Genomic DNA, 9,038 nt, shown 5'->3' with positions numbered 1-9,038 from the left:
AACAATCCTACACAATCTTTATGCAAGAACACGAGACGCAATTAACACAATTAAAGACATCTACAGAAACACAAAAGAACGAATTAGAGACTTCTTTCAAAGAGCAGATGAGCGATTTTCAAGGCGAATGGAACAAGAAACAAGAGAGCTTCATGCAAGAACAACACAGCTGGATAGAAAGATTAGAGAACACAATCAAGAGATAGAAAACGAGAGAAATTATAGTCGTGTGCATGGGCGGTAAGGATTAAAAAATTCTTTTTTTATATCTGTAAAAATTACTTTAGTGCCACATTATCGTGCAAAATATACCCAAACTACAAAAAATATTATTACGAATATGTAATCAGTAAATAAAAAAATCATAATTATTGTTATTATTTCCGTAATTTTTAGAGTTATAAAGGAGTAAGCCATGAAATTGTCATACCGTAATTAAATTGAAAAATTTTGCACTCTATTTTAGAGTGTAATTGCTCAAAGTTTTATCGGAGTAGAGTTAGTTATTCAGGAAAGGTTATTTATGCAGTGTTATCAAACTAGTTTTAGTGCATGTGTTGGTCAAACAGATACAGAAAATATTATTGGTCTTGGAACATATCAGTATTGCGTTGATCATAATGAATTTGAAAAATCACTGAGATTATTGGTTTTTCTGATAATGAAGAAAAGAATGAATGAGATAAAAAGTTTTATGGAAGCTAACAAAATAGAACATGATATTTTTGATAAGCTAGTTGCCAATAAACTTATTACCTCATTCATACTAAATCCAAATGACAAACAAAACTTTAAGAACCACCTGTTTATCGATTTAATGTCAAATAAACCAGAACTAACAATAAATAATTTTAAAAGAACTATTTTCATCATTATTGGTTGTGGGGGTATTGGAAATTTTGTAAGCTATGCTCTAGCAAGTTTTTATCCAAAAAAACTAATATTGTTAGATAAGGATACCGTTGATCCCAGCAATCTTAACCGCCAGTTCTTGTTTGACAAGAATTACATTTCACAATATAAAACATCTGCCATAAAGCAGGCTCTTTCTAGTAGATTTGACATCAATATTGAGACAGTAGATGATTTTGCCAGTGAATACAATCTTGAAGAAATTTTTTCTAAACATAAAAAAGAAAATTTGTTTGGAATTGTTTCTGGAGATAATCCAAACACAGTACAATTGGCAACGAGATTTTTTTGTAAGTGTCGCATTCCGTTTTTAAATATTGGCTATTTAAATGACATATCTCTTATCGGTCCTTTTTATATCCCTTCATTGTCTTGTTGTCCTTTTTGCCATAATAGTTTTGCTCTAGATGATAAAAAAGACAGTGATAAAAATCTGGACATATGTCTTATAAATGACCGCATGCAGGCACCATCAAGTTTTTTAAATAACTCTATCGCTTCTAGCCTAGCAATTTCAGATATTATACAATTTATGTCTGATGATTTTAACTCCATAAAATCCCTGAACTGCCGATTCGGAGTTGACAACAAAACTTTCAAAACATACACTTTGCCATCTAGTGTAGATTATAAATGTGTATTTTGCTCTAATCATAATTTATAGAGTTTCTTAATATGAACAAAGCACTAAAAGTAAATATACTCTCTTATTACTGTGCAACGATGCTACTTGTCATTGCTCAGTCTTTGCCACACGCCATTTTAACACCATTATTGCTCAATAAAGGATTATCATTAAGTCAAATTATGATCATACAAGCCACCTACAGTTTGTGTGTTTTACTCTCAGAATATCCGAGTGGTGTGTTAGCAGATTTAATAAATAGAAAGATGCTTTTTATTGTTTCAAAATTAGTTTTAGTGTGCAGTTTTTTTTGTGTTCTATGGTTAGACAGCTTTGTTAGTATGGTTCTAGCATGGGGCATTTATGGGTTATCAAACGCTCTAGACTCAGGTACAATTGATGCCACTCTCATTACTAACATCAAAGACCAAAAAGAAGATTTATCACCATTCATTGCTAAAAGTCGCCAAATCAGTTTTATAGGGTTGATAATTGGAAGTTGCTCAGGCTCATTCTTGTATTTAAAATATGGTGTCTCCATGTACTACATATCAGTCTTGCTTACATTACTGTGTATCTCGGTCATTATTTTATTTTTTAAAGATGATTCTTCTCATAAACTAGAAAAAAAGCGACAGTTGCAGATATTAAAACAACATGTAAGGGAAAGTTTTAGAGAGCTAAAAGATAAACCACTTCTTAAAAATCTAATTCTACTCAGTCTAATTTTGCAAATCTTTTTTCAAAGTCATTTTCAATTATGGCAAGCCTACTTTCTAGACAAACAGATTACAGAAAACTACTTGTTTATATTTTATATATCATTTCAAATTATAGGAATTCTCGTTCATTTTTGTAACGCCAACTCGTATAACCGATATATGACTATTGCCATGATCTTTTTAACTGGACTTGCTAGTGCACTATTGCTAAGTATGGACATATTGCTATTTGTTAGTGCCTATATGATCAGTGTTGCCTTGTTTACATACATAGATTTTATTGTAAGTTATCAATTTTCTCTTTATGTCAGTAAAGAGAAAATCTCATCCCTTACTTCTCTAAAATCTAGTGTCTCACGAGTAATTTCTGTTATTATTTTAGGCATAACAAGTTTGGAGCTACTTATTTTTTCTCCGACTATAGTTATCGCTGTACATTTTATAGTCACGCTTATTTTGACATGTGTATTCCTATGCAAAGTAAAAATTTAATATATTCAATCCCACGATTTGCTATCTAAAATTACTCAACGCAAAACAAAAAAACGATTATTCCTACCACCTACAACTAAAAACGCAAAAAACAAAAGCACACAAGCAAAAACAAGCGGTTTCACTTAGAAAAGAAATAGCTAACCATTTTATTGAAATTGTCTTGACTTTGTAAAATGGTGTCTTTCAAATAGCATTTTGTGTTGTCATATTCTTTGATGCCCCTGTAGTAAAAGGCTTTGTGTTCGTTTTCTATAATGAAAGGCATGATATTGTTTTTCAAACATTCTTTGAACATCACTAATCGCCCCACCCTACCATTGCCATCGCTAAAAGGGTGTATCTTTTCAAAAGCCACATGAAAATCTATGATGTTTTCCAAACTCACTTCAAGATTGCGTTGGTAATTTTTCACAAGATTTGTCAATTCGCTTTCAACTAATTGGGGTCTTGTTGTGGCACTATTGCCTACAAAATTAGGGCGTTTTTTGAAACCACCAATAACTTCATCAGAACAATTCTTTTTCAAGATTTTGTGTAAAGTTTTGAAGTATTCTAAATTCAAAGGTTCTTTATAGCTTTCAAGCAAGTGATTCACGCATTCAAAATGATTGATGGTTTCAAAAATATCATCAAGTTTGATATTGGCGTTTTTTTCAATTATCAGAACGGATTTGTCAAAAATATGAGCGGTTTGTTCGTAGGTCAAACCGCTTCCCTCAATGCGATTGGAGTTATAAGAAAATTTGATTTGAATCAGGTGGTAAATGCCATTTTTAATAGCATTCTTTTTTTCATAATTCAGTTTTTCTATGAGTTTAGATAAATCCTTAGTTGGCATGCATGTCCTTTCAATTGAGATCAATGAAAAAAATTTTCATTGATTAGGTGGATCTTCTTGTGTGTTGTTGGTGAAAAGATCAGCTACATTGCGTTTCTTGATTTTTTCTAGGATAGACACTGCTTCAGCTTTTGTTATTGGTGTGGCTTTGGTTTCAATGGCTTTTTCTTCTTCTTTTCTTTTTTTGAGGTTTTCTTGGATTTGTTGAATGTATGCTGTTCCTTTTCCATCTTTGTTTTTGAGGATTTTAGAGGCGTTTTGAGTGAAAAACTTTTTTTGATAGTTTTCATGCATGGCTTTGAGTTTTTCAATTTGATTGGCGTTAGATATAATGAGTGGTTGTTTTTTTCTTGGGTTGTTGGCTTCTTCTAAAGTCAATACCACTTGCAGCTTGCCTTTGACTTCTTTGACTTCATGCATTCCACGATACACTAATGCAATGTTAGCGTTTTCATCTAGCGGATCGGTGGGGTAAGCTAGGGTTTTGTCTTTGAGTTCGGTGAGCGGTTTGATGACTTCCATTTGAATGCGTTGTTGTTCTTTGTCTTTAGCTTGATCTTTACGCTTTTGCAAATCTTTATAGCAGATTTCAAACACGATTTCAGTGATCTTTTGGCGTTGTTTTTTGGTGCTGTAACTGGCTACAATGTCGGTGGTAGCGTTAATCTCTTTGATGCTTGGCTCTAAAACATTGCGTTTGAAGTCTATCCACGCATAAAAACTTTTTGGCACGCACAATATATCTTGCAAATACAACAAACCCTTTGTAACTTCGTTGCGGTTTTGCTTGAGTTCGCTTAATAGGATTTGATAGATGCGGATCGCATAACCGCTTCTAATCGGCAAAATGTGTTGTAGGTGGATCTGCGTGAAATTCTTCCTAAGCCCTAGCAAGTAGGGTTTTAGGCAGTCGTTGAGTTGGTAACAAATTACAGCTTTTCTTTTTAGGTATTGTATTCTTTTGAAAATTGCCATAACCTCAAAAACTTCTTCTTTTTTGTTGGTTACAGGGTCAAAAACCAAGCTTTCATCTTCAAGTATTCGTTTAGATAGGCTTCTGCACAGATTTTTAATGTAGGTGTAATTGTCTTCGCTTTCATGACTTAACACCTCCCCTAAAATCTCACTGATAGGCACTTCATGGAGTTCAAAGTCTTTGTCGCTGATGGAATTGAGCTTGCTGATGATGTAATAAAAGAATTTCAATTCGTTAGCGGTCGTATCGCCGTATTTAGCGTAAATGAAGCGGTTGTCTTGTGTGATTAGGTATTTTTGGGATTTTTTAACGCTTGGGCGCTTGAACTTTTTAGGGCGCTTATTGGGTTTAGGTTCGTTATTAACTTTAGGCATGTTAAATCCTTATTTAGTTTATTCAAAGGCAAAAGACGATATGATCGTAGCGATAGCCAAACCCCCTAGAGCGGTAACTCTAGGGATATTTTTAGTGTAGTGACTGTATCAAAAGAACCACTACAACTAGTGAAACTATCACAACGATAATGAACTTCATGGTGTGCCTCCTAACAGAGTGCCACCCACTACACTCCCCACCCATTAACTCAAAAATTAAGCTAATTGCTCCAAATTTGACACAAAAAAGACACTGCCATGCATACCGCCTACATTGGTATTATAGCATAAAAAACAGAGAATAAAATAATTAAACCTCTGTTTGGGCTATTTTTTAACATTAAAAACCTCTGTTTTGGGCTATTTTTTAACATTAAAAACCTCTGTTTTTGAGATGGGCAAACATTAAAAACCTCTGTTTTAACATGATAGAACTCCCTATTTTACGATGTTCGATCCTGTCTAAACAAGATATTATTAATAAACAAGATATTTGTTAAACAAGGGGAGCGTGCGCCATAAAACGCCCTAAACACCGCATGAGTTTTTCAAACTTTAGGGTTAACGCCAGGTTTGTGCTATCTTGTTTGATTTTGCTAACGCAAAACCATCTCCGGCTAACGCCTACGATTTCAAACTGCGATGCGCTTTTGTCTAGGCTTGCTAACGCTTCGCCTATCTGTGTTTGCTTGTCAGCAAACAATAGGTGCAAAACCGCTTGAATGCTCGCTTACGCTTTGCTAGGCGGTTTTGTAGGAGGTGGAATTGTAAGCCCTAGTTACATGTGCTTTTAGATCCTAAACACGCTAGATTTGCTTTCTGTGAGCATCTAAAGGGAACTAAAGTTTTTTTGAAATCAATCAGATTGTTTGGATTTTTAGCTGTTTCTTGCTATCTAAAATCGCCTACAACCAACGAAAATCAAAAAACCGACTAACTCATCGCCTAAAATCTAAAAATCGCTTAAAACGAAAATATAAGCAAAAAAAGACCCATGACAACTCTCCCAAAACTAACATCAGATCTTTTAGTTCTTGTGTTTGGGTGTTTGGATTTTCAACTTTCAAAGTGTCAAACAAATATCTTTTCTAGCTTCTAAAAGCTTCAAATTCGTGTTTTTTTCAAAAATCTGATGAAATGGTTGGATTGAATGTAAAAATCAATTCTAGGCGATTTTAAGAAGAAATTTGTCTAAAACAACTCACTATGACTACCAAGCCTAACCAAAGTTAAAACATCGTCTTTCACTCTATACACGAGCAAAACATCAGGTTTAATATGGCATTCTCTACAGCCTTTGTATTCTCCAACTAAAGCGTGGTCTTTAAACTTCTCATCTAGTGGAATTTGATTTCTTAAATTTTCAATCACTAAGTCAAAAATTTCTAACTCAATTTTTTGATTTAAAATATGCTTTTTTAAATCCTTAGTGAATTTCTTTTTTAACTCAATCTCTAGCATTCAAGCCCCTAAGAATTAAGAGCATATTGCCAAATTTCACTAGCATTTTTAGGTTTAAAGTTTTCAGTCGTATTAGGATTATCAATATCTAATAAATCTTGTTTTAACTCATCATTAGGAGTATATTTATTAGATAAATTCTCATCTTTCTTGGCTTGAGAATATTGCTTTTTAATCTCTCTCATTTGTTTTTTAATTTCTAAAACCTTATTTTTATATTTAGTTAATTGTTTTTCTAATTTGCCAAATTCTTTATAAAATTTAACTCCTATTTCTACATCTCTTAACATTGTAGCTCCTTATATCAAACGACATTATAAGCCCATTATATCTAAACTATAATCAATCTATGCTAAAATAAAATAATGGGGCGAACCCCCTTGACCCCCCCTAAATCATATTAAGGGATAGCCAAAAAAACATGGAAAAGCTTGTTACAAAAAACGATTACAAAAATTTTAAGATTATCACAAACAGAATGGCAAACTATCCAAACTCAAATGCAAGAAAAAAATCTAAACTTCTCGCAATTAGTTTTAAACTCTCTTTTAATTCAAAACTCACAAGCTCATGTGAAATCTAAAAAGCAAAAAGCTATCGCTAATAAAGAGCTAATCATTGAATTAGCTAAGTGGGGAAACAATTTGAATCAAATCGCTAAAAATCTCAACACTAATAAAGGAGCATGGGATAGATTAGGTTTAGAGCAACTAATAGAGATTAGCAATCAATTAGAACAACTAAGAGTTAAGTATGTTAGTTAAATTTTGGGGGATTAAGCAAGGTGGAGGCGATGGTGATGGGAGTGTTAATTACTTGCTTAATGAAAGAGTAGAACAAGGCACAGCTAAAGTTTTAAAAGGCGATGCTAATCTAACTAAAAGCCTTTTACTCTCTCTCACTCAAAAACACAAGGCATGTGTAGGGTGCTTATCCTTTGAAGAGTCAAATATTAATGAAAGCCTAAAATACGAGCTTATGAAAAGCTTTGAAAATGCTTTACTCACACAAGAAATGCAAGGGCGTTATAACATTTTATGGGTAGAACACACAGACAAGGGGCGTTTGGAGTTAAACTTTGTTATACCTAGAATTGACTTGATAATTCAAAAAGCCTTTACTCCTTACTATCATAGTGCAGACATTACACGCATTGACCTATGGAAAGATTGTATCAACTTAAAACACAATTTTACAAACCCCAAAGACCTAGAAAAACAGCACAACATACAACAACACCAAACTAAAAACCCCAAAAATAAAGAACTTTTAGCAACCTATAAAAAACTAGACAAACTCATACAAGACAACTTAGGAAAGCTATTTAATAGCCGAAATGACATCATCAATTTTTTAAAAGATAACCAGTGCGAAGTTACTAGACAAGGCAAGGATTATATCAGTGTCAAGCTACCAAAAGAACCTAAAGCCAAACGATTGAAAGGATTTTACTACCATGAAACATTTAGAACTATTACAGACATTAGAGATCAAATTAGCGAAGCTAGACAGCGAGAAAGCCAAAGAGAACACTCAAATCCTCACACAACTAACGACAACCATGCAGAACTTTTGCGAGAACTTGAAAACGAGCTACACAGACACATTAAATACAAACAGCAATATTATAAACAGCTACACGAATTTAATTCAAAAGAACCACGAGAACCTAAAGAACAGCTACCTGGAGCTAGAGACAGCCAACAAAGAACACAACAAAATCATGCAAATGAAACTACAAGAGCTAGAGAAACAAATCCACAAGAACCTAGCCAAGAAATCCTTACTAATACCCCTAACTTTCATTATGGGGCTAGTTATTATGGGGGTAATATTAGTGGGGGCATACTTTCTAATCATTCTACCCAGCAAAAACAAGGAATTAGAGCTTTCACAGAAAGAAGTCTTTCAGTTAAAACGAGAAATAGACCAACTAAACAACGCCAATCTACAGAGAATTTACGATCAAATACCGACCAAGAAATAAGGAGAAAAAATGCAGAACGATTGCTTAAACAAGTTGCAGAGCGCTTTAATCAGCGAAGTAGAGAACTTGCAAAACGAGAAAGAGATCTTACTCAAAGAAAAGAACAGCAAAATAGAGAGTTTAGAGAACGACAAAAACGAGCTATTGATCAAGCTAGAGAAAGTTACAGCAGAATTTCAAAGGCTAAGCAAGGATTACGAGAGCTTAAAGACAGAAACCTTGAACTTGAAAGAGAGCTACGAAACGCTATTGCAAACACACAGCACATTATTAGCCAAATTTCAAGCTTTAGAGAGAGCAGAGAGAGCCGAATTAAAGCAAGTGATACAAACCTTAGAACAGAAAGAAATCACGCTCAAAAACGATTTACAGAGCAAGTGCAATCAGATTTTACAACAAGAATTACAGAGCGCTCAAATCAAAGAGCAAGAGACTTCACAAGCTCAATGCAAAGAATTGAAAACACAATTAGAGATTTTAGAAACAACTCTCAAACAAGAGCTAGAACAATCCTACACAACATTTATGCAAGAACACGAGACGCAATTAACACAATTAAAGACATCTACAGAAACACAAAAGAACGAATTAGAGACTTCTTTCAAAGAGCAGATGAGCGATTTTCAAGGCGAATGGAACAAGAAACAA

The 9,038-nt window shown here is 33.7% G+C and carries 9 protein-coding genes and 1 pseudogene; 5 read left to right on the top strand and 5 right to left on the bottom strand.

Going from position 1 to position 9,038, the window contains the following annotated elements:
- The 3 genes and pseudogenes from KX581_RS07875 to KX581_RS07865 all read left to right on the top strand — a co-directional run.
- Positions 1-244, top strand: a pseudogene (locus tag KX581_RS07875) (relaxase/mobilization nuclease domain-containing protein); the annotation flags it as partial.
- Between the two features lie 279 nt (positions 245-523).
- A complete protein-coding gene (locus KX581_RS07870; RefSeq protein WP_231176060.1) occupies positions 524-1,576 on the top strand; it encodes a ThiF family adenylyltransferase in 1,053 nt (350 codons plus the stop codon).
- Between the two features lie 11 nt (positions 1,577-1,587).
- Positions 1,588-2,751 carry an MFS transporter gene (locus KX581_RS07865; RefSeq protein WP_231165230.1) on the top strand — a complete coding sequence of 388 codons (1,164 nt, stop codon included), beginning with the start codon at positions 1,588-1,590 and terminating at the stop codon, positions 2,749-2,751.
- A 121-nt stretch (positions 2,752-2,872) separates the two neighbouring features.
- Here the strand turns inward: KX581_RS07865 and KX581_RS07860 are convergent, their stop codons facing one another.
- The 5 genes from KX581_RS07860 to KX581_RS07840 all read right to left on the bottom strand — a co-directional run bounded on the left by KX581_RS07860 (position 2,873) and on the right by KX581_RS07840 (position 6,693).
- Positions 2,873-3,592, bottom strand: a complete 720-nt coding sequence (locus KX581_RS07860; RefSeq protein ID WP_231165231.1) for a Fic family protein — start codon at positions 3,590-3,592, stop codon at positions 2,873-2,875.
- 36 nt (positions 3,593-3,628) lie between these two features.
- On the bottom strand, positions 3,629-4,942 hold the full coding sequence (locus KX581_RS07855; protein WP_231165232.1) for a replication initiation protein: 1,314 nt from the start codon (positions 4,940-4,942) through the stop codon (positions 3,629-3,631).
- A gap of 496 nt (positions 4,943-5,438) precedes the next feature.
- Positions 5,439-5,645, bottom strand: coding sequence for a hypothetical protein (locus tag KX581_RS07850; protein ID WP_231165233.1), 207 nt, complete (start codon positions 5,643-5,645; stop codon positions 5,439-5,441).
- Between the two features lie 488 nt (positions 5,646-6,133).
- On the bottom strand, positions 6,134-6,403 hold the full coding sequence (locus KX581_RS07845) for a type II toxin-antitoxin system YafQ family toxin (protein ID WP_231165234.1): 270 nt from the start codon (positions 6,401-6,403) through the stop codon (positions 6,134-6,136).
- Positions 6,404-6,411: 8 nt separating this feature from the next.
- Complete coding sequence (locus KX581_RS07840) at positions 6,412-6,693, bottom strand: hypothetical protein (protein ID WP_231165235.1); 282 nt, start codon at positions 6,691-6,693, stop codon at positions 6,412-6,414.
- A gap of 141 nt (positions 6,694-6,834) precedes the next feature.
- Here KX581_RS07840 and KX581_RS07835 point away from each other — a divergent pair, with 141 nt between their 5' ends.
- Both KX581_RS07835 and KX581_RS07830 read left to right on the top strand, forming a co-directional pair.
- Positions 6,835-7,167, top strand: coding sequence for a plasmid mobilization protein (locus KX581_RS07835; RefSeq protein ID WP_231165236.1), 333 nt, complete (start codon positions 6,835-6,837; stop codon positions 7,165-7,167).
- Positions 7,157-9,038 (top strand): relaxase/mobilization nuclease domain-containing protein (locus KX581_RS07830; protein ID WP_231176059.1); only part of this gene is annotated, 1,882 nt, incomplete at its 3' end. The genes KX581_RS07835 and KX581_RS07830, both read left to right, overlap by 11 nt.

Origin of the sequence: Helicobacter pylori (assembly GCF_021062735.1) — a bacterium.
Taxonomy (GTDB): domain Bacteria; phylum Campylobacterota; class Campylobacteria; order Campylobacterales; family Helicobacteraceae; genus Helicobacter; species Helicobacter pylori_DN.
This window is presented reverse-complemented; position numbering and strand designations above follow the sequence as displayed.

Bases quoted from the DNA above. Each gene is read 5' to 3' on its own strand.
- KX581_RS07855 (WP_231165232.1), bottom strand. From the start codon at position 4,942: ATGCCTAAAGTTAATAACGAACCTAAACCCAATAAGCGCCCTAAAAAG.
- KX581_RS07840 (WP_231165235.1), bottom strand. From the start codon at position 6,693: ATGTTAAGAGATGTAGAAATAGGAGTTAAATTTTATAAAGAATTTGGC.
- KX581_RS07865 (WP_231165230.1), top strand. From the start codon at position 1,588: ATGAACAAAGCACTAAAAGTAAATATACTCTCTTATTACTGTGCAACG.
- KX581_RS07870 (WP_231176060.1), top strand. From the start codon at position 524: ATGCAGTGTTATCAAACTAGTTTTAGTGCATGTGTTGGTCAAACAGAT.
- KX581_RS07845 (WP_231165234.1), bottom strand. From the start codon at position 6,403: ATGCTAGAGATTGAGTTAAAAAAGAAATTCACTAAGGATTTAAAAAAG.
- KX581_RS07860 (WP_231165231.1), bottom strand. From the start codon at position 3,592: ATGCCAACTAAGGATTTATCTAAACTCATAGAAAAACTGAATTATGAA.